Raw genomic sequence first — 18,587 nt, forward strand, 5'->3', positions numbered from 1 at the left:
GTGACAAGCAACGTTTTTCTTACAAATTCATGATTAGTTTATAGCAATAGCGATGTCGCAATGGCAACGATGATAGGAATTGTAAAGTTATCCCAATCTCGATATGAAATCGCTTCAGTTAGCGTAGCGATGATGGAAATGATAAACCCATATGTTACCACTTGCCAAAGGACGACATCATTCCACAAAAACAATAAAAATAAGACAGCATACGAGCTTAGAAACATGGCGATGCTTCCTTGGAAAGAACGCTTTTGGCCATATAAATCATAAACGACCGTCCCATATTTACGCCCGATGAGTGCTGCCATCCCGTCCCCCCAGGCGAGGACGAGTGACCCGGCTAAAAACGCGATCGGCTCAGACTCGAAGAAGAAGTATAAAATAATGAGCAATGCAATCGGATAGTATACGGTCCCGAATGATTTCCGCTCCGTTTGATGCACCGGTGACGGGCTTTTATACAAAAGGACCGCATTCGCAAATGTGAAGAAGATGAGCGGGACTGCCGCGACGTACCATGAATCCATTAACCAAACTGCTAGTAACGACCAATGTCCGACTGCGATATGTACACTTTTTCGAATCGTTTCATCCGTCCATCCAAGACGTTTCCCGACTTGCTCGAGACCCACGAGAAACACGAGGACGACTACAATGGAAAGAATCGAACGAATCCATTCATTCATTGCTTGACCACCTTCATATATAGAGTGTGTATGATACCGTCATTATACCTTAATCAGTGCCCGTCCTAGCTTACTTTTCAAACATTTGGTAGAATGAGGTCAAATGACTGTATAGCCAACGTACGCTGTTGGCGATAGAAAGGGTGGCCGTATGCGCGACGCAACTTCAATTCAAACTTTGGCAGATTGCCTTCATTTTATGCAGGTCGGAGAAATCGAGCGAGCCATCGCCCTCTTCCCTGAAGACGTGCGTGAACATTTCCCAAAAGAGCTTCGAAAAATCCACTTGTTTCATATTGAAAAGAACGGCTTATCGATTAATCAAATCGTCGCCCTCGCTAACGCATTGACCGGCGAGCATCTCTCCGCGACGACGATTCAAAACTGGACGAAGCGTGAAGTCCGTAAAATCATCGGTGTCCCACGAATCGGTAAAAAGTATTCCTTGCATCAAGCGGCAATCATTTATCTCCTTGATGACTTGAAACACCTTTTTTCCCTCGAAGAGACGAGTTCCTTGTTGGCGCTCATCTTCAACAACCCTGACCGGGACGAAGACGACTTCATCAAACCGATTGATTTTTATCGACTTTACGCGGAGTATGCGAAGTCAACAAGCCCGATCGACCTTCTCGATACACGGGCGAAGCGTTCGCTCGAAAAGATGAACTATGAACATCCAAATATCATTCACGTCTTGAAGCTTTGTCTATACGCACATCGGGTGACGACACTCGAACTCGAGGCCAAGCACTATTTGAACCGTTTCATTTGATGAGACGGTTTTTTCGTATCAAAAAACACCGGTCTCTTGACCGGTGCTCGTCATCGTTATGAGACAGATGCTGCGAGCGGCATCCGTGATTTGACCGTTAACGTCTTTAAGACGGAAAGGAGTTCGAACATCGATAACTGATCGGCTTCTTTCGTTAAGCAGAACGTATCGTCTTCTTGTTTCCGTAGTTCCGCGACAAGTTTACCTGCTTTGTCGCGAACGCTAAACTTGTGACGTTCCACATCATATTGAATCGTGAAGAGTCCGCGTTCATAGACGTTGTACTCACACTTTTTCCCGAATAACGAGAACTTGTCTTTCAATTGACCAATCGCCTGTCCATCATGGTTCATCACGACCCATTTTTGGCAGTTTGGGATGTATTTCCCATGAGCGATCTGTCGTCCAGACAAATTGTGCACTTGGACACTGCCTTCCGCGTCGCGGTGAACAGATCCGATCGCATCATTTGTCTCGTCATAAATGGTCGCCTCACCTTGTGTAAAGACGCAACCTTTTACATAAATTAATTTGCGCACCGCTTTTTCCTCCTAGCACGTTCCAACCGTGATTGTTTGTATGTGTACGGTCGGGTATTACTGAAAACCCCAATCGTTTCTCTGTGTAGTTTTTATCTCGTTTCAACTACTACATATTTCATATGACGAAGATGATTATTGCATCGTTTAAAGAAAAAGACAACCCTTTTTTTTCGACATCATTTGGATTCTGTCGAACTTGTGAACAAGCCTATTCTCATCGCTTATATCCCGCTTCTTTTAAAAGTTCTTCAAGCTCCATTCTTGCAATCAGACGAACTTGATTTGGCGCCGCCAATTCGTATGCGCTGTCCGTGAAATTCGAGTTCGTCACGACCCAGCCTTCGTGTGCTTGATAATAGGGAACGGCCGCTGCAATTTGTTGAACCGCTTCGAGTCCGACAGTCTTTTCATAACGCTTTGCTTGAACGGCAATCGACCATCCATCCGGTGTCTCCAATAACAAGTCAGCACCAAAGTCACGTGATGCTGGAGTCACCGTGACCGTGTAACCAAGCGCGGTGAACACTTCCTCTAAAAATAATTCAAACTCCCGACCATCCATCCGATCAATGCGGTCGATGGTCGACAGCCTTACTTTCCATATAAACCATGCAATTCCAAGCAAGAGAAGCAGTACGCTGCTCCAAAGCGGTGCCTCGAACCACCATAAACATATGGCACCGATGATCCCAATGAGTAATCCAATCATGCTCATCTTTCCTTTCCAATTCCTCTCCCTCACTTTACCGTTTTGAGGGCAGGAAATGAAAGGGGGATCTGTCGAATGATATAGAAGATGTGCTCGTCTGACACCACGAAGGAGGGATGACTGTTCATGGAGAATCATTCCAATCTCCAAAGTGAGTTACTTCATGCATTACCTTACGGAGTTGCGTTAATACAGAAAGATGGAACAATCGTTCAGGCAAACCGTCCGTTTCTCGAGCAGTTTCCTGAGAATCTACAGAGACGTTCGAACCTTTTCCATATGGTCAATCAGTCACCGATTACGATGGAATTGTCTCGTCGGATGGAACAAGGACTACCTTGGATGTATGAACTGCCAACGATGCGAGTACACGCCATTCCGTGGGAAAATCAATATATCCTCTCCATTGAGCCATTGCCCCATGATACACGCGTGACGATTCAACACAACGCTTTTGAGGCGATGATGCACACCGAACTCGACATGGCGATGATCATGACGGATGCGAATCTGTTGATTACTCGTTTCAATCAGGGGGCCACGGAACTGTTTGGCTATGCGCCCCATGAAGTGCTCTACGAAATGACACCGTTCGCTTTATTTGAATCGAGAGAATTAAGTGAAAAGCGCTCTGCTTATCAAGACGAGACGGAACGGTTGCTATCGTTCGAACAAATGTTGCGCCTCGCACTCGACAAAGGTGACCGGGAATGGAAGTTTCAATGTAAAGACCGGACACATTTCATCGGCAAACTATTCATGCATCCCGTATACGAGCAAGAGCAACTCATCGGCTTCTTTTTCTTCGTATTTGATGTGAGTTCCGAGATTGAGTTGAAACGTGAGCTCCGTTATAAGGAACAGCGTTATCGCATGTTTGCCGAATCGGTCATCGAAGCCGTTCTGTTCCATGAAGATGGGATGATTCTCGATGCGAACAAGGCAGCGGAATCCATCTTTAAAATCCCTGCAGAGCAAATGATGGGACGCCAGACGATCGAGTTTATCGCGGAAGGGTACCGGGCCGATGTGTTGCGACGCATTCGCAATCACATTCAAACGCCATACGAAGTGATTGGTCGTCGGCAAGATGGAACGTTCTTAGAACTAGAAGTGTATCCGAAAGAAGTGACGTATCAAGGGCAAACGTTACGAGTCGCGGTCATGCGTGATATCAGCGACCGTAAAAAAGTAGAGCGTATGCTCGAACGTGAAAAAAATGCCATCGCCCGTCAGCGCGATATCATCCAGTCAATCTTACAAGCATCGAATGAAGCGTTCGTTTTGACCGAATCGAACGGGAGTGTCTTGTTCATGAACGTCCACGCAAGACGACTCATGGACTTACCTGGGATTGCTCCAAACAAAATTCAGGAGCGTATCCCGCTCCTCTCCACGTTCCGTCCTCGTGACAGGAGCGAGATGCTACGAAAGATGGATCAACTTCTCGATGGGACAGCGCGTGAAGTATCGATGCGTTTCTCCATCCCACAGCCAAACGACCGAGATGAAGAATACTATGAGATGTATGGAACGACGATGGATACAAAACGACAAATCGGTATGGATAGCGGTTTCTTGTTTGTGTTTCGTAACCGAACCGAGGAAGAGCGGATGGACCAGATTAAAAATGAACTGGTGAGCACGGTCTCACATGAACTAAGAACTCCTCTTTCTTCATTATCGGGATATATTGAATTGATGCTCGCTCGAGATTTGACGCCTGAAAAACGAGAGCGCTTCTTGAAGACGATGTCGCGGGAAGCGAAACGATTGACCGTCCTACTCAACGACTTTTTGGACATCCAACGCATGGAAGATGGTCACCAAGAATATAAACAAGATTATTTCGCTTTGAATGAACTTGTCTTAGAAGTGATTGAACGCTTCCGCGAAACGAGTGATCATACCATTCATTTCGATCATGCGGATGATGACTTGTATCTCGTTGCCGACCGAGATCGCATCGAGCAAGTTCTCGTCAATTTGATTTCAAATGCAATCAAATATTCTCCGAATGGACAGGAAATCGAAGTGCGGGTCCGAAAAGACAACGATCAAGCTCATGTCTCCATTCGTGATTTTGGAATCGGGATTCCCGAGCACGCCTTTGAAAAGTTGTTTACTAAGTTTTATCGGGTCGATAATTCGGATACACGTAAAATTGGTGGAACCGGTCTCGGGTTGTCGATTTGTAAAGAAATTATCGAATCACATGGTGGGAGCATCGAAGTGGAATCGACAGTCGGGAAAGGGTCGACTTTTACATTCACATTAGACTTAGCGGAGGAAACGTCATGAACAATTATGCCTTTACCGGATTCCCTGGTTTTTTAGCAGGAAAATTAATTGAACACCTCGCTTCGTTACCGCATCAAATCGGAGTCATCTATGCCTTGCATCTTCCGAATCAACAACGTGATGCAGAAGAGCTACGAGATACGCTACTGTCAACGACGTCGCTTGCGCCACATCAGCTCGTCCTTGTCGAAGCAGACATCACGTTACCCGAAGTGATTCTCGACCCGATCATGCGGTCTGTCATTGAACGAGATGTCCATTACGTCTTCCACCTCGCTGCCGCATATGACTTGAGTATTTCGTATGACGTCGGCTATCGCGTCAACATCCTCGGGACCAAGCATGTGACCGCGTTCGCCAAACGCTCGAAACAATTGAAGCGTTACGTGTACTTTAGTACCGCCTATATCGCCGGACGTCGTCGTGGAACGGTCTATGAAAATGAATTATGGCACCGAGTCCAGTTCAAAAATCATTATGAAGCGACTAAATATGAAGCAGAGGCACTCGTTTCGCGAGAAATGGGAGGCATGCCCATCACCATCATTCGTCCTGGCATCGTAATCGGACATAGTCGCACGGGCGAAACGAAAAAGTTCGACGGTGTCTATTTCGTCTTACAATTGATGACACAACTCCAACAGATGCGCCCACTCCCTTACATCGGGCGGGCGAACGTTGAGGTAAACCTCGTTCCGTACGATTATGTAGTAGAAGCGACCGCTTTCTTAGCGCATTCTCCAAACGGTCTAAAGCGGACATTCCATTTGACGGATCCGTTCCCACACGGCGCACGCGAGGTGTATCGTATGTTGCATGAGACGATGTTTCAGCGCTCTCCTCGCGGGACCGTTCCTCATGCCGTTGCCGACGCGGCATTCACTGCTTGGAATGGTGCCAAACGGCTCGAGGTTCCTCACGAACTATTGGAGTACTTTAAACATCCCGTTCACTATGACACGACACAAACGATACGGGCGCTCGACGGAACGGGCATCGTTTGTCCGGACCTCCAGGATTACCTCCCAGAGATTGTCCATTATTTCATGGCACACAAAAAGCCCTGATTCGTCAGGGCTTCAACTATGATTGGAACCAAAAGAACACGTGTACGTTCGATCACAGCGTACACGTGTTTACATCTCATCCACATCGTTACGAGACACCGCTTGATCGTGAAGCAGACGCTCGAGGACGAGGATATAGACCAATGCCACAAGGAGCCCTACGATACTAGGAAGAACCGCAATGATGTCATCCTCCAAATACGCAGTCGGAATCAAGTAAACCAATAGCAACTTCACACCAGACATCAACATCAACGAGGAGAGTAACACAAGCGTTACCGCTCGTTTCGACACGTCCCCGAAGAAGGGGCGTCCTGTCTTCTCCCCTTTTGTCATACCAAGCCAAGATAACAAGTCAAAAGCCTCCTCGATCATTCCTTTTCCAACCCATTATATACCAATCGTTTCATACGATGAAGGCCATCAAAAAATGTCGCCTCCTGACCACGTTCACTTAAAAAGGCTGCAGTCCCTCTATGAGGAATGCAGCCCAAAACACACGTTCAACCAATCAAAATCTTCTCTTTCGGATAGCGAATTTTCCGGTCGGCTTGACGTGCGACGGTAAAGAGAATGGTCAACGACCCGACACGTCCGAGAAGCATCATGAACATGATCAAGCCCTTCCCTGCATCATTCAATTCCGCTGTGATGCCGAGCGACAACCCTACTGTCCCAAACGCCGAGACCGTTTCGAATAAAATGGCAGTCGCCGGAATGTGGCCATTCGATAAAATGACGAGTGTCGTGATTATCATAATGAACAAGAAACTTGAGATGGCTACGACGTACGCCTTTTTGATTTGAAACGCATCAATCGTCCGCTCCATGATGACCGTTTCTTTCTTCCCTGCGATGAAGGCCCACATATCCGCAAAGATGACGGCAAGCGTCGTCACTTTGATCCCCGACCCTGTCGAAGCCGCCCCTGCCCCGATATACATCAGAATCAATATCAAACCGATTGAGGCTGGTGCCATGGTCGCGATATCAATGGAATTGAAGCCGGCCGTCCGTGTCGTCACGGCTTGGAAGAACGTTACGTGTAACGCCTCACCGAGGGATCGACCGTACAATACCCCTTCGTTCGATACCCACTCAAACATCATGAGGACGAACCAAGCGACACCATTGATGACCAAGAGTGACAAAATCATGATTTTCGAATGGAGGGCGAGACGTTTCCAGCCTCTCTTTTCCGTGGTATCGGCAATCGTCGTGAAGCCAAGACCTCCAATCATAATCATGATGGCGATGGTCACAATGATGGCTGTGTTCTGCTCAAATGACATGAGACTGTCTGGGAATAATGCGAATCCAGCATTATTGAAGGCAGACACTGCATGGAAGAAACCGTAATAAAGTGCCTTTCCAAAAGAATAGTTCTCTGTACTGAACAACTCGAACGTCAAAAACAACATCCCGATGAACTGCACGATGACCGTCGTGAAGACGATGTTCCGTACGAGACGAACCGTTCCTCCCGGCCCCGCTAAATTCAGTGATTCCTGTAACAAGATTCGCTGCTTTAATCCGATTTTCTTCCCTAATACACTGAGCAACATCAAGGCGATCGTCATAAACCCGAGACCCCCGATTTGAATGAGGGCGACAATGACCAATTCACCAAACAGGGTGAAGGAGGAGCCGATGTCGACTGTCGACAGTCCAGTGACCGTTCCGGCAGACGTCGCGATAAATAAACAATCAATCCAAGAAACCGATTCTTCTTGCGCAAATGGCATATATAAAAGAGTGCCCCCGATAAAAATCGCCAGTAAAAATCCTCCCGCGATAAAACGGGCAGGTTTTTCAAATACGGCTCGGTAAAGTACCTCGATTCGCTTCAAGCGCACCTCACGCGCTGACAGTCTATGCCGCATCACGACATCTCCTTCACTTCTATTATTCTAAGCCTCATGTTACTCTTCACCTTTCTAAATGCCAACAAGAAAATGTATCTCTAACGCTTTCTTCGATTTTTTGGTATTATGGGAGATAGACTTTAAGAATGTTGAGGAGGTTGAATGAAACCGTGGACCCTAGTACGGTAGATCATTCGATAGAGGATGTCTCACGAAGGTTAGAGCGTCAATCACAATGTATGCCCGCTCACCTTTATTTTCAGCTAGAAGAGTTACTCAATTGGTCACTCGAGCAAGAAGTCGTGAATCAATTGTACGCATTGTTAAAAAAATACGACGTATTAACCGATATAGAGCGTGAAGAACGAAATATCAGCATTCAAATGTTGATTGATGAAAACGGCGCTTAATCATCGGGAACGCATGTTGCGGGAGACGAGTGGCGTCTCTCGCTTTTTTTGTCCTGATTTATTTCGGAAAGGTGGAAAACAAAGACATGGATGTCGTTACGTTAGTCGGACTCATACTCGGGTTCCTCACCCTCGTCGGTGGAATGCTATTAAAAGGAGCAGGTGTTGCGCCGCTGATCAACCCTGCCGCAATGGTTATCATTTTCGTCGGTACAGCCGCGGCCGTCAGTATCGCTGTATCGAAGGAACAACTTCAGAACGTTCCAAAACTATTTAAAATCTTGTTCAAAAAACAAGAACTACCAAGCAAGTCTGGATTGCTCACGCAATTCGTCGACTTGTCGACACAAGCCCGAAAAGAGGGACTCCTCTCCCTTGAAACGGCACTCGAACAAGTCGAAGAACCATTTTTACGCCAAGGCATGATGATGGTCATCGACGGTCAACCTTCCGAATATATCGCGGAAGTCATGTCACGCGACATCGAGAATATGGAACAGCGCCATAAAGCAAACGCCGATATTTTCACACAGGCCGGGACATATGCCCCAACACTCGGGGTACTCGGAGCCGTTATCGGATTGATTGCTGCCTTGAAAGACTTATCCGATATCGAAAAGCTCGGACATGCCATTTCAGCGGCCTTCGTCGCGACACTATTCGGGATTTTCACCGGATATGTGCTTTGGTTCCCGTTTGCCAATAAATTGAAGCAGTATTCGAAGAGTGAAGTCATCATCAAGGAAATGATGATTGAAGGGATTTTATCGATTCAAAGTGGTGAATCTCCAAAAACGCTAGAAGATAAACTGTCTGTGTATTTGTCTCCAAAGGAGCGAGCTGACTATGAAGCGCAAAAAGAAGCATGATCATGAAGAACACATTCCCGAAGGCTGGCTGATTCCTTACGCCGATTTGTTGACCCTGTTGCTCGCGCTTTTCATCGTACTATTCGCATCGAGTAACATCGACCAGACAAAGCTTGAGAAAATGTCACAGTCTTTCAACCAGGTGTTCTCCGGAGGCGTCAGCGTCTTTCAAGCTTCGACTGCCTCAAACAGTGACATCGAACGTACAGACAAGACCAATACGACCGCCAACCCACGAACGTATGAATTGGCTCAACTTGATGAATTAAAAGAAGATGTAAACAAATACATTAAAAAGAATGGTCTCGAAAGCCAAATCAAAGCGACGATCAATTCAAGCGGTCTCGTCTTGACGATTCAAGACCGTGCCCTGTTCAACTTAGGAGAGGCGACACTCGATGCCAATGCTCGTGCCGTCGCACAAAACATCAGTCAGATTTTAGAGAAGGCGGGCAAGCGAGAGATTGTCGTCTCCGGTCATACGGATAACATTCCAATTAATACGGCACGTTTCCCGTCAAACTGGGAACTCAGTTCGGCACGTGCGACCGCGTTCATGCGTGGTCTTTTGGCAAATGATGCCTTGAACCCGGCCCAATTCACACTCGCAAGTTACGGTGAGTTTAAACCGATCGCGACGAACGATACAGAAGAAGGTCGCTCTAAAAACCGACGCGTTGAAGTGTTGATTAAACCACTCGTCGACCTTTCTGAAGGCGAACCGAAGATGATTGAAACCATCACCTTACCAAACTAATAATCACCCACTCGTTTGAGTGGGTGATTTGTGTTATTGCATTAATTTAAAGTAGTGTCTCGCAAGTTCGGTGAGCGGACTTTCGAACAAACGTTTCCGCCAGTAAAGGTCTGTCACTTTCTTCACGGCCTCACTTCGCGACGGATACGGGTAAATCATACGGGACAGCTTCCCGATTTTGTCGCCACGTTGCATCGCATAGACGACAATTTGCATCCAATCCCCCGCAGATTCACCGACTGCATGAGCTCCGATGATTTTTCCATTTTTCTTCGTAATCACTTTGACAAAGCCTGCTTCTTGACGTTCAGCAATGAAGCGGTCCACTTCGGACAGTTTCGCTTCATACGTCTCAATGTCGTCGCCATAACGCTCGCGCGCTTCTTTCTCTGTCATCCCGACATGGAACACCTCAGGGTCTGTGAATGTGATCCACGGGAGCTTGCTGTAGTCGACCTTGTTCCATAATCCAAAGAGCGCGTTCGCGACAACCGCTTTCCCTTCTTCTCCAGCGGCATGTGTGAATGGGAGCGTCTTGATCGTATCGCCAATGGCAAAGATATGAGATTGTGACGTCCGATATGACGACGAGACATCGATATACCCTTTCGTCACCTGAACGTTCGCCCGGTCGAGACGAAGCGCATCGATTCGGGGAACGCGACCTGTCGCCATCAGCAGTTTGTCCGCTTCATATTCGACCGTTTCGCCGTTCACCTCTGTCGTGACACGAATGCGGCCATCGACTTCATCGACTCGATTGACCTTTACGCCGATTTTTAGGCGCATCGCCATCTCGAGTTGAGATTTCAAATAGGTGGCGACGTCCTCGTCTTCTTTAGGTAGGAAATCATCCTGTGCCTCGAGCACGGTCACTTGTGAGCCGAGTCGGACAAAGGACTGAGCCAATTCAAGTCCGACCGTTCCGGCGCCGATGACAATCAGGCTCTCCGGGAGCGTCTCTTCTTCAAAGACCGTCTCGTTCGTTAAGTATGGGACTTGATCGAGTCCATCAATCGGAGGAACTGTCGGTTTCGACCCCGTCGAGATGACAAATTTTTTCCCGATCAATAACTCGTTCCCTACTTTTAATTCGTGCGGACTTTGGAACGAGGCTTCTCCGATATAGACGTCGACGCCAATCTTTTCAAAACGTTCTGTTCCGTCATGGTCTTGAATAATGGCACGTGCTTTGTCAACACGCGCTTTTGACATTTGATAATGCTCTTGTCCATTGAACTCGGTTCCGAGAACTCGGGCCGCGCGCATCATCGCATTCGCTTCTTTTGAAGCAGCAATCAACGCTTTCGATGGCACACATCCGACATGCAGACAGTCACCACCTAAATGTTTGTTCTTTTCAACAAGCGCGACCTTCGCGCCTAAATTCGCAGCCCCTGCGGCCACCGTCATCCCGGCAGCACCACCACCGATGACAATCAACTGATAGTCCTTCATCGAATCAACCTCCGGTATCGTTCGCTCACATCTTCCATTCGTTTTCGATTCACGCCAAAGTCTGAATAGCCGACACGCGACGCAGATCGAAACTCGACTTGTTGAGTAGCGTCATCAAATAAAAAATCGACATCATCTTTAAATCGCATCACTTTCGAAGTCACTACATAATGAAGTCCTTCATCTGTTTCCTTCACCAATTCAGCCCGCGGCAACTGATTCATCGCCATCTTCATGGCTTCGATCGATTGCCCGCGGCTGCCCGCATACGGCAGTGGGTCCATCCGCAATTCTTCAATTGAAGTTTGGGTTGACACAGCATTCGGACTTCCTTTTAACGGCTTCAAAGATTGATTGGCCATTATAAAAACCTCCCTCAGTCTACATACATCTATATGTAGCCTGAATTCGGGAGGTTTAATCCTATTAATGTAGTTCACTCGGGTCGAGCGGCAATAAGACGGTCACTGTCGTCCCGTGTCCGACCTCGCTCTCGATGACGAGTTTGCCTTCATGCGCTTCGATCAATTCTTTTGAAATCGCAAGCCCAAGCCCGCTACTACCTTCTGTGACATGAGCCTGATAGAACATCTCGGTGATGCGCTGCAAATGCTCTCGTGAAATGCCGGGACCTTCATCGATAATGGAGATAAAGGCGACACGTTCCGATTGTACGAAGCGGATGGTCAACGTTCCTCCGTCTGGTGAGAAACGAATCGCGTTCTCGAGAATGTTTAAGAACACTTGTTTCAATCGATTCTCATCAAATAGTCCAACCGATTTTTGAGGATAGCGTTCGATGAGTGTGATGCCTTTGTCTTCAAGTGACTGTTTCAATTGCAGTGTCACTTGACGTAACAAAGAGACCAGGTCCAGTTCTTGGCGATACAAGACCAACCGACTCTCTTCAATTTTTGTATAGTCAAGAAGCTGTTCGACGAGACCGATCATGCGCTCTGTCTCCGAATGGATGATGCTTAAACCGAGCTCTGTCTCTTCAGACAGTTTCTCATCACCACCCCGAATCGTCTCGGTCCATCCCTTAATCGATGTGAGTGGTGTCCTGAGTTCGTGCGACACGCTCGAGAGGAATTCGTTACGTGTCGACTGATGCTGCTGGACTTTCGCGCCTAAATACGTGAGCGTTCGAGCCAAGGCTCCAAGCTCATGTTTCTCATTTGACTCAACGGATACATCGAAGTCGCCCTGAGCCATCTCATCGGCCGCCTCGATGATGTGACGAATCGGTCTGACGAAGCGATCGGCAATCCGGATGACGGTGTATAGGGCGAGCAACCAGATCAAGACGCCAATCATGACGACCGTCATCCAAATTTCGCGAATGAGCGTGTCTAAATCTTCAAGCGGTCGCGTGAAACTGATGGCAAACTCGGACGTATCGTTCGTCATAATGGGACTCGTGACCGACAAGTAATGTTCATCCCCGACGTCATAGTCCTGCACGACGGACTCTCCTTGCGACAATTGCTGTAACTGTTCTTGAGAGAATGAGGCCTGCCTTGTTCGTTGTCCCGTCGTTTTGACAATCGAACCGCTCCGGTCGACAATCGTCAAATCAGTTCCAGGATATCCGAATGTCCGGACGAGGACGGAAAAGGCACTCGGCGTCTCAAACCCTACTTGGGCTTGAGGGTATAGATATGCACTCGTGGTCGCATGACTCAGTAACGCTTCTGACTCATACTCGTAATAGTAGCGATACGTCCCGTAAGACAAAACGCTGACGAGTAAGAGCAAGACGATCGTCACGACAATCATCATGCGAATGACTAACTGTTGTTTCATGCCTCATGTCTCCGCCATTTATATCCGTGACCCCACAACGTCTCGATGTAGACCGGATGACTCGGGTCATCTTCAATTTTTTGACGCAAGCGACGAATGTTGACGTCGACTGTCTTTCGGTCACCGAAATAGTTGACGCCCCATACCGCATCGAGTAGCGCATCACGTGACAAGACGATTTCTTCGTTTTGGACGAGATGACAGATCAAGTCATACTCCGTCGGCGTCAAATCGATCGACTGTCCATACTTCGTCACTTGTTTTGCGGCGAGGTCGATTGCGAACGGTCCCGACTTCAAGCGTTTCGAATCTTTTCGTTTCACTTTTTCGACACGGCGCAACAACGCTTGGATGCGCGCCACTAATTCACCTGGACTGAACGGTTTGGCGATGTAGTCGTCTGCACCTTTACCGAGCCCTTCAATTTTATCTTCTTCGAGCGTCCGTGCCGTCAACATGATGATCCCTACATTTTCGTCAAGATCACGAATGGCAGCACATGCTTCGAATCCGTCCATTTCCGGCATCATGACATCCAATAGGACGACATCGAACGGTTCACGGTCAAATGCGGTGACCGCTTCTCGACCGTTCGTCGCCTCAAAGACGTCGAATCCGGCTCGTTTTAAATTGACAATAATGAAGCTGCGAATCGCATGTTCATCCTCAGCTACTAAAATTCGATTCATATCGATTTCCACCTCTTCTAGAGTTCACTTCTCTACATTATAGTTACGTTTTTGCGACAAGGTTGTCAATTGACCTTAAAAAGGTTTAGGATGGAGTCATTAGATTCTGAAGGAGGACCCCCTACTACTATGAGTTACAAGATGATTGTATTGGATATGGATGATACGCTCCTCACGAGCGACCATACGATTTCCCCTAAGACAAAAGAAGCACTTCTCGATGCACAGGCGCGCGGCTATAAAGTCGTTCTCGCGAGCGGACGACCAACGTTTGCGATGTGGGATGCAGCCCGTGAATTAGAACTTGCGAAATACGGAAGCTACATCTTATCGTTCAACGGTGCCTCAGTCATCGATTGTGCGACGAACGAGGAGATTTTTTCGAGCACGCTCCAGCCGGATACAGTCGCCCATCTCCATGATATCAGTGAACGGGAAGGAATCGCGATTCATACGTACGTCGGTAACGAAATCGTAACCGATCGCCCGAACCCTTATACGGATATCGAAGGTGAATTGACGGGAATGCCGGTCATTCATGTCGACAACTTTAAAGATGCCGTGACAGCCCCGGTCGTCAAATGTTTGATGCTTGCAGATGGCGACACACTCGCTCCGATCGAAACAAAGCTACAAACAGAATTGGCTGGAAAATTGGCTGTGGCCCGTTCAAAACCGTTCTTCCTTGAGTTTACGGAAGCAGGTGTCACAAAAGGAACGAGTCTCGCCTTCCTTGCAGATCAACTCGGCATCGCACAAAAAGAAGTCATCGCTTGCGGTGACGGAAACAATGATTTGACGATGATTGAATGGGCCGGCCTCGGTGTCGCGATGGGAAATGCTAACACGACGGTCAAAGGGAAAGCGGACTTCATCACAAAATCAAACAACGAAGACGGAATCGCTCATGTCATCGAAACGTACATGGCGGACGTACTCCTCACGTAATAAGCTTCTGATTGTAGAATGGGAGGAAGGAAGATGAATAAAGGGTTGAAACGAGCTGGAGTCGGATTGATTGGAACTGCGGTCGCAGGAGCGGCTTATGTGTTCCTTTCACCTAAACCAGCCACACGTTTAATCAAAACTTCGTTCGCAGGGGGGAACGAAGTGGAGATGAAGGGATTTGAGGAAGTCGTTCAAAAGACGTCTGTCCGAAAAGACATCGACTACTTGTCTTCTTATGACAACGGAACGTTTGATTTGATTCGCTATGAAGGCGACCGAAAACCTGTCCCAACAATCTTTTGGGTGCATGGTGGGTCGTTCGTCGGTGGGGATAAATCGGATGTGTTAAAATATGCCACTTCGATTGCGAGTAATGGCTATAACGTCGTCAGTATCAATTACGCACTCGCACCTGACGTGATGTATCCGACCCCGCTCAAACAAATCGAAGAGGCGTACTCGTTCATTGCTGAGAACAATGACCGCTTCCGTCTCGATTTGGACCGCGTCTTCTTTGCAGGTGATTCGAATGGTGGACAGCTCGTTGCACAGTTTGTCGGCGTCCAGTTGAATGACGACTATTCACCTTCTGCTGAAGTGGGACAAGTCGTACCAAAATCCTCTATCCTCGGTACCGTCCTCTTGTCTGCACCGCTCGACTTGAAGCGCACATGGCTCGAATCATCGAAATCGGTGAACCGCTTCTTGTTCAAACGAATCGGATGGGCATACTTCGGCACGTACAATTGGGAGACTCTCCCGGTCGTTGCTGAAGCATCGCCACTCGTCAATGTACCGGCTACATTCGCCCCAACGTTTATCGCGGACGGGAATGACCATTCCTTTGAGGAACAGGCCAAAGAATTTGCGACGATTCTTTCAGGACGGACGGATGTCACGACTGTCTTTTATGATCGGAATGAGCACGAGCTCGGACATAATTATTACTTCGAAATGGACCGCCCAGCGGCTAATTCCACGTATCGTCGTTTGATTACGTTCTTACGTGAAACGACAAATCAATCTGTATAACGCACAAGAGGCGACGTTCTCCTACTATGGAAAACGTCGCCTCTTTTCGTTAACGCAATAGGTCGAACGCGCGACCAATCAATTCATTTCGGGATGGGGAAGTTTGACGCAATGCTTCAAGACGTTCAATCAATGTCTGTTTCAGTCCTTCATCCTTCACCAACTCCAGACACTCGATGTGTAATAACCAGGCGTCAGGGTGGTGCGTTAAGATCTCTGAGATGAGACCGTCGATTGATTCTCCCCGCTCACGCATGAGATGGATGCGGTTGAACATCGGATCATCGTTCGTCCATACACGCTCATCCCGTTCGATGATCACCGGTTTTTCAATCATCATCAGCTCGTCTACCGTTGTTCCCGGAAAAACGGATGGAAGTGAGTCGACACGTACCTCAAGTGAGTCGAGAGGAATCGTTCGTCCTTTTAACTGAACGGTCACATCCTTGAGTAAATCAGATGCACATGCGTGACGAACAGTCGTCCCGTCCTCAAAGAGGTCATCGCGACCCAGCACTGATTCCGTGTCATGGACAACGAGGAGTCCATGACGCTCTCGTTTCGTTAACTGACCATTTTTTACAATGGTACATTCATCCCATTGAATGAGCGTATGTTCTTTCGACTCCGTCATGTGACGAACGATGCCGACACGTTCTGATCCATCTTCAAGTCGAATCGTCGATTGACTTCCCGACGCCAACGCTTTCGCCACAGATTCAATCCCACCTTTTCGAATCGCCATTCTTCCCTCTAGTTCATCTAAGACAGAAGAGAGCGTCTCAAAGTTTGGAATAACGAATAGCTCTTTTTGCATGTTTGTCACGTCTTGCTTCGTCTGTAGCGCGTGCTCCAAGTCGAATGGATGTTTGACGACCGCATCTGTCAGACAGTGACGGCTCTCTCCTACCGATGATAAGAGGCCTGCCCCGTAAATCATCGGGTTGTCGAGGTCACCAATCAATCCGAATTCAACGGTCCACCAAAAGATACGCGCGACCTGTTGTGCTTCAGAAAAGCCAGTCACTTGCGCTTTCGCCTCATGTACGGCTTTCTCCGCCGCCTCGATGTCCTGTTCAGTCGAATTCGCATTCTCCTTCACAATCGTCAAGCGTTTCAATGCGGCGAACGAAGCATGTTCTTCTCGGTTCATGAACGCCTTGGCCCCTAATTGACCGAAGCGTTTGACGATTGCCGAAAACGTCGGATCCATCAACATTGGCGCATGTCCCGCCGCCTCGTGAATGATGTCAGGGGCTGGACTGTATAAAATATTCTCGACTTTCCGAATGTCTGTCGCGACCGGGAGCATCCCGTTTCCTTGGAAGTCAAAAAAGGCAACGCCGGGGATGAGTCCATCCACTGCGACCGTCGACCATCCGGCCGCCTGCATCTCGTCTGTCATCTGTTCGACGTTCGGCAATCGGTCCGGTCCCATTCCCGTCCGTTTCAATCCTTCGATGTAAAACGGATGCGCCTTCCCTTCTAACGTGTGCAAGTTCAACCGCAACACGAAACGCCAAACGGCGTGATCCGTTGGTGTGTATTCATTGTAGAACTGCGGTGAAATATGTGGGGCTAGGTGTTTTGGAATCGATTGTGTCAACATGTGAAGTCCTCCTTTGAAATCAAAAAAATCCCTATCGATTGAATCGATAGGGACGACAAAGCCGCGGTACCACCCTGGTTGCTAGAAAAATATCTAGCCGCTTGATCCGATAACGGGGGACCGCTCAATGATGAGAGCTCAGGAACTGTAATTCGATTCATCTTTTGGGCGTGTTCGCAGCACCACACGCTCTCTGGGCCAGGGAAGATGTCTCTACTTCGGTTCTTTCTTCGCTTCTATTACGTATACATTTCTTTATCTTTTATACAGTTATGCTGTTATGCATATATGCTTTTAAGCACTAAAGTGACGTCTTGTTAGTTACTGTACCAAAGGTTTTTCGACGCGTCAACAAAAAACAGCCTACGAATTTTCGTAGACTGTCATAAACACCATTCAATTGGGGGTTTTCCCCACTCCTTCAATGCATCGTTCACTTGAGAGAATGGCTTAGAGCCGAAGAATCCACGATGGGACGACAAAGGACTTGGATGAACGGACGTAAGCACTTTATGTTGGTCTCCAATCCATTTCATTTTCTTCTTCGCATCATTTCCCCACAAGATGAATACAATCGGTTCCTCACGACTCCCAAGCCGCTCAATGATAGAGTCAGTGAACTGTTCCCACCCTTTTCCACGGTGAGAGCCCGCCTTCCCTGCTTCAACCGTCAGTGCCGTATTTAAGAGCAGGACGCCTTGTTTCGCCCATTTCTCGAGGTTACCACTCTTCGGGAGATCACACCCAACGTCATCTTTTAGTTCTTGAAAAATGTTTCGTAAAGACGGCGGGAAACGTACTCCGTCTTGCACCGAAAAACTGAGTCCATGCGCTTGGTTCGGTCCGTGATACGGATCTTGTCCTAAAATGACGCACTTCACCTCACTGAATTTCGTGTAAATAAATGCGTTCCAAATATCTTCTCGGGTCGGGTAAACGATCGTTTCTTCATACGCTTGGTCAACGAATTGCTTTAGTTGTTGAAAGTAAGGTTGTTTCATCTCTTCTTGGATAATATCCGTCCAATCTCCAAGTAATCGACTCGATAACTGATCTGCCAT

At 47.7% G+C, this 18,587-nt stretch carries 19 protein-coding genes and 1 other annotated feature; of the genes, 8 read left to right on the forward strand and 11 right to left on the reverse strand.

Annotation, left to right across the window (positions count from 1 at the left end):
* Positions 1 to 38 precede the first annotated feature (38 nt).
* The gene (locus KNO70_RS11595) at positions 39 to 689 is read right to left on the reverse strand and encodes a diacylglycerol/polyprenol kinase family protein (protein WP_214685133.1); all 651 of its coding nucleotides are present in this window, start codon (positions 687 to 689) and stop codon (positions 39 to 41) included.
* Positions 690 to 840: 151 nt separating this feature from the next.
* Here KNO70_RS11595 and KNO70_RS11600 point away from each other — a divergent pair, with 151 nt between their 5' ends.
* Positions 841 to 1,464 (forward strand): DUF1836 domain-containing protein, encoded by a 624-nt coding sequence (locus KNO70_RS11600; protein WP_015880507.1) that lies wholly within the window; start codon positions 841 to 843, stop codon positions 1,462 to 1,464.
* 56 nt (positions 1,465 to 1,520) lie between these two features.
* Here KNO70_RS11600 and KNO70_RS11605 read toward each other — a convergent pair whose 3' ends face one another.
* Entirely contained in the window at positions 1,521 to 2,003 is a 483-nt protein-coding gene (locus KNO70_RS11605) for an LURP-one-related family protein (RefSeq protein ID WP_015880506.1), read from the reverse strand.
* A gap of 217 nt (positions 2,004 to 2,220) precedes the next feature.
* Positions 2,221 to 2,715 carry a restriction endonuclease gene (locus KNO70_RS11610; protein ID WP_015880505.1) on the reverse strand — a complete coding sequence of 165 codons (495 nt, stop codon included), beginning with the start codon at positions 2,713 to 2,715 and terminating at the stop codon, positions 2,221 to 2,223.
* Between the two features lie 126 nt (positions 2,716 to 2,841).
* Between KNO70_RS11610 and KNO70_RS11615 the strand changes: the two genes are divergently transcribed.
* A complete protein-coding gene (locus KNO70_RS11615; protein WP_214757566.1) occupies positions 2,842 to 5,016 on the forward strand; it encodes a PAS domain-containing sensor histidine kinase in 2,175 nt (724 codons plus the stop codon).
* On the forward strand, positions 5,013 to 6,083 hold the full coding sequence (locus tag KNO70_RS11620) for an SDR family oxidoreductase (RefSeq protein WP_078146132.1): 1,071 nt from the start codon (positions 5,013 to 5,015) through the stop codon (positions 6,081 to 6,083). Before KNO70_RS11615 ends, KNO70_RS11620 begins: the two co-directional genes overlap by 4 nt.
* Before the next feature lie 69 nt (positions 6,084 to 6,152).
* On the opposite strand, the gene KNO70_RS11625 is transcribed toward KNO70_RS11620, so the two are convergent.
* A complete protein-coding gene (locus KNO70_RS11625; protein WP_078146131.1) occupies positions 6,153 to 6,437 on the reverse strand; it encodes a hypothetical protein in 285 nt (94 codons plus the stop codon).
* Between the two features lie 149 nt (positions 6,438 to 6,586).
* Positions 6,587 to 7,966, reverse strand: a complete 1,380-nt coding sequence (locus KNO70_RS11630) for a TrkH family potassium uptake protein (protein ID WP_214685131.1) — start codon at positions 7,964 to 7,966, stop codon at positions 6,587 to 6,589.
* Between the two features lie 140 nt (positions 7,967 to 8,106).
* Here KNO70_RS11630 and KNO70_RS11635 point away from each other — a divergent pair, with 140 nt between their 5' ends.
* The 3 genes from KNO70_RS11635 (at position 8,107) to KNO70_RS11645 (ending at position 9,984) form a co-directional block, all read left to right on the forward strand.
* Positions 8,107 to 8,358 (forward strand): hypothetical protein, encoded by a 252-nt coding sequence (locus KNO70_RS11635; RefSeq protein WP_230235447.1) that lies wholly within the window; start codon positions 8,107 to 8,109, stop codon positions 8,356 to 8,358.
* 86 nt (positions 8,359 to 8,444) lie between these two features.
* Complete coding sequence (gene motA / locus KNO70_RS11640) at positions 8,445 to 9,227, forward strand: flagellar motor stator protein MotA (protein WP_015880500.1); 783 nt, start codon at positions 8,445 to 8,447, stop codon at positions 9,225 to 9,227.
* On the forward strand, positions 9,205 to 9,984 hold the full coding sequence (locus tag KNO70_RS11645; protein WP_214685129.1) for a flagellar motor protein MotB: 780 nt from the start codon (positions 9,205 to 9,207) through the stop codon (positions 9,982 to 9,984). Before motA ends, KNO70_RS11645 begins: the two co-directional genes overlap by 23 nt.
* A 33-nt stretch (positions 9,985 to 10,017) precedes the next feature.
* Here the strand turns inward: KNO70_RS11645 and KNO70_RS11650 are convergent, their stop codons facing one another.
* The 4 genes from KNO70_RS11650 to KNO70_RS11665 all read right to left on the reverse strand — a co-directional run bounded on the left by KNO70_RS11650 (position 10,018) and on the right by KNO70_RS11665 (position 13,937).
* Positions 10,018 to 11,442 carry a dihydrolipoyl dehydrogenase family protein gene (locus tag KNO70_RS11650; RefSeq protein ID WP_214812646.1) on the reverse strand — a complete coding sequence of 475 codons (1,425 nt, stop codon included), beginning with the start codon at positions 11,440 to 11,442 and terminating at the stop codon, positions 10,018 to 10,020.
* Entirely contained in the window at positions 11,439 to 11,804 is a 366-nt protein-coding gene (locus KNO70_RS11655) for a DUF1499 domain-containing protein (protein ID WP_015880497.1), read from the reverse strand. Before KNO70_RS11655 ends, KNO70_RS11650 begins: the two co-directional genes overlap by 4 nt.
* Positions 11,805 to 11,868: 64 nt before the next feature.
* Positions 11,869 to 13,248: a sensor histidine kinase gene (locus tag KNO70_RS11660; RefSeq protein WP_015880496.1), complete on the reverse strand. Its 1,380-nt coding sequence runs from the start codon at positions 13,246 to 13,248 to the stop codon at positions 11,869 to 11,871.
* Positions 13,245 to 13,937: a response regulator transcription factor gene (locus tag KNO70_RS11665; RefSeq protein ID WP_015880495.1), complete on the reverse strand. Its 693-nt coding sequence runs from the start codon at positions 13,935 to 13,937 to the stop codon at positions 13,245 to 13,247. The genes KNO70_RS11660 and KNO70_RS11665 overlap by 4 nt, the downstream gene beginning before the upstream one ends.
* Positions 13,938 to 14,066: 129 nt before the next feature.
* Here KNO70_RS11665 and KNO70_RS11670 point away from each other — a divergent pair, with 129 nt between their 5' ends.
* Together KNO70_RS11670 and KNO70_RS11675 are read left to right on the forward strand one after the other, a co-directional pair.
* Entirely contained in the window at positions 14,067 to 14,885 is an 819-nt protein-coding gene (locus KNO70_RS11670; RefSeq protein ID WP_078146127.1) for a Cof-type HAD-IIB family hydrolase, read from the forward strand.
* 33 nt (positions 14,886 to 14,918) lie between these two features.
* Positions 14,919 to 15,917 carry an alpha/beta hydrolase gene (locus KNO70_RS11675; RefSeq protein ID WP_078146126.1) on the forward strand — a complete coding sequence of 333 codons (999 nt, stop codon included), beginning with the start codon at positions 14,919 to 14,921 and terminating at the stop codon, positions 15,915 to 15,917.
* 49 nt (positions 15,918 to 15,966) lie between these two features.
* Here KNO70_RS11675 and KNO70_RS11680 read toward each other — a convergent pair whose 3' ends face one another.
* Together KNO70_RS11680 and KNO70_RS11685 are read right to left on the reverse strand one after the other, a co-directional pair.
* Positions 15,967 to 17,526 carry an aromatic amino acid hydroxylase gene (locus KNO70_RS11680; protein ID WP_214685127.1) on the reverse strand — a complete coding sequence of 520 codons (1,560 nt, stop codon included), beginning with the start codon at positions 17,524 to 17,526 and terminating at the stop codon, positions 15,967 to 15,969.
* Between the two features lie 45 nt (positions 17,527 to 17,571).
* Positions 17,572 to 17,766: a binding site (T-box leader), on the reverse strand.
* A gap of 143 nt (positions 17,767 to 17,909) precedes the next feature.
* Positions 17,910 to 18,587 carry a uracil-DNA glycosylase gene (locus KNO70_RS11685; RefSeq protein WP_031424398.1) on the reverse strand — a complete coding sequence of 226 codons (678 nt, stop codon included), beginning with the start codon at positions 18,585 to 18,587 and terminating at the stop codon, positions 17,910 to 17,912.

The organism is Exiguobacterium sp. s181 (genome assembly GCF_018617125.1).
GTDB classification, from domain to species: domain Bacteria; phylum Bacillota; class Bacilli; order Exiguobacteriales; family Exiguobacteriaceae; genus Exiguobacterium; species Exiguobacterium profundum.

Excerpts from the sequence above, each read along its gene's own strand:
- KNO70_RS11620 (WP_078146132.1), top strand. The coding sequence starts at position 5,013 with ATGAACAATTATGCCTTTACCGGATTCCCTGGTTTTTTAGCAGGAAAA.
- KNO70_RS11655 (WP_015880497.1), bottom strand. The coding sequence starts at position 11,804 with ATGGCCAATCAATCTTTGAAGCCGTTAAAAGGAAGTCCGAATGCTGTG.
- KNO70_RS11650 (WP_214812646.1), bottom strand. The coding sequence starts at position 11,442 with ATGAAGGACTATCAGTTGATTGTCATCGGTGGTGGTGCTGCCGGGATG.
- KNO70_RS11685 (WP_031424398.1), bottom strand. The coding sequence starts at position 18,587 with ATGGCAGATCAGTTATCGAGTCGATTACTTGGAGATTGGACGGATATT.
- KNO70_RS11670 (WP_078146127.1), top strand. The coding sequence starts at position 14,067 with ATGAGTTACAAGATGATTGTATTGGATATGGATGATACGCTCCTCACG.
- KNO70_RS11600 (WP_015880507.1), top strand. The coding sequence starts at position 841 with ATGCGCGACGCAACTTCAATTCAAACTTTGGCAGATTGCCTTCATTTT.
- KNO70_RS11665 (WP_015880495.1), bottom strand. The coding sequence starts at position 13,937 with ATGAATCGAATTTTAGTAGCTGAGGATGAACATGCGATTCGCAGCTTC.
- motA (WP_015880500.1), top strand. The coding sequence starts at position 8,445 with ATGGATGTCGTTACGTTAGTCGGACTCATACTCGGGTTCCTCACCCTC.
- KNO70_RS11660 (WP_015880496.1), bottom strand. The coding sequence starts at position 13,248 with ATGAAACAACAGTTAGTCATTCGCATGATGATTGTCGTGACGATCGTC.
- KNO70_RS11645 (WP_214685129.1), top strand. The coding sequence starts at position 9,205 with ATGAAGCGCAAAAAGAAGCATGATCATGAAGAACACATTCCCGAAGGC.
- KNO70_RS11680 (WP_214685127.1), bottom strand. The coding sequence starts at position 17,526 with ATGTTGACACAATCGATTCCAAAACACCTAGCCCCACATATTTCACCG.
- KNO70_RS11615 (WP_214757566.1), top strand. The coding sequence starts at position 2,842 with ATGGAGAATCATTCCAATCTCCAAAGTGAGTTACTTCATGCATTACCT.
- KNO70_RS11595 (WP_214685133.1), bottom strand. The coding sequence starts at position 689 with ATGAATGAATGGATTCGTTCGATTCTTTCCATTGTAGTCGTCCTCGTG.
- KNO70_RS11630 (WP_214685131.1), bottom strand. The coding sequence starts at position 7,966 with ATGCGGCATAGACTGTCAGCGCGTGAGGTGCGCTTGAAGCGAATCGAG.
- KNO70_RS11610 (WP_015880505.1), bottom strand. The coding sequence starts at position 2,715 with ATGATTGGATTACTCATTGGGATCATCGGTGCCATATGTTTATGGTGG.
- KNO70_RS11675 (WP_078146126.1), top strand. The coding sequence starts at position 14,919 with ATGAATAAAGGGTTGAAACGAGCTGGAGTCGGATTGATTGGAACTGCG.